Origin of the sequence: Butyricicoccus sp. OF27-2pH9A (assembly GCF_027693185.1) — a bacterium.
Lineage (GTDB): Bacteria > Bacillota > Clostridia > Oscillospirales > Butyricicoccaceae > Agathobaculum > Agathobaculum butyriciproducens.
Genome location: NZ_JAQEXK010000058.1, coordinates 1 through 709, shown reverse-complemented (window position 1 = coordinate 709; position 709 = coordinate 1). Strand labels below are relative to the sequence as shown.

2 protein-coding genes are annotated in these 709 nt (G+C 52.6%); both read right to left on the bottom strand.

Features of this window, described 5'->3' with window-relative positions; genetic code table 11:
* A partial coding sequence (locus tag PG722_RS14345; RefSeq protein ID WP_442867862.1) for a Maff2 family mobile element protein occupies window positions 1-110 on the bottom strand: 110 nt, incomplete at its 3' end.
* A gap of 89 nt (window positions 111-199) precedes the next feature.
* The coding region (locus tag PG722_RS13995; RefSeq protein ID WP_270580894.1) for a TraM recognition domain-containing protein at window positions 200-709 on the bottom strand (510 nt) is incomplete at its 5' end.

Here is a 709-nt window from a genome sequence, read left to right as displayed (position 1 = left end):
TCCGACCCGTAACCTTCCAGAAGGTTGATGACGCCCCATACCGCCAGACCGGCGCCAAGAGCCATGACCAGAATTTTGAGAATGTCGATTGCCTGATTGAAAAATTCCATATACGTTCCTCCATTTTGTTTGTTTGATGGTTTTGGGTACAAAAAAAGCCGCCCACATCGGCGGCGCTTCGGGTCAACATGGCCCGAAGTTACACAAACTCGTCGCTGTCCAGATCATCGAAGTTCAACAGGTCAGCTTCTTCGTCCGTGTCAGAGCCGTCCACTTCGTACACCGTGTATTCGTCCTCCGGCTTTAGTCTCAATGGCCGGTGGCGGAACAGGCTTTCCAAGCGGAAGGCGTTTTTCTTTTTATCAAATTCGGCTGTGTACTTGTAATTCGGGTGCTTTTTCAAGTCATACTTCGGGGACAGGAAGGGCGGGAGCCCCCGAAGCTGCAAGATACATTTATCCCCGGGCATGGTGGTGATCTCGCTGGTGGTCATCAGCTCCCGGCCAAGCCGCTGCATATTCTGGCTGTAACTTTCAGACTGCCCACGGCTTCGGCCCTCGGTCTGCATAGAGATGGTGGCCTTGCCCAGCCAGTTTTCCGAAATATCCTTTAGGGTGGAAGCCTCCCGGCCTCCGAGGAACACGATACTGTCCATGTTTCCCATGATGGTTTCGGAATGGTCTTTGTACAATGCCTTGCACTGGCTCAT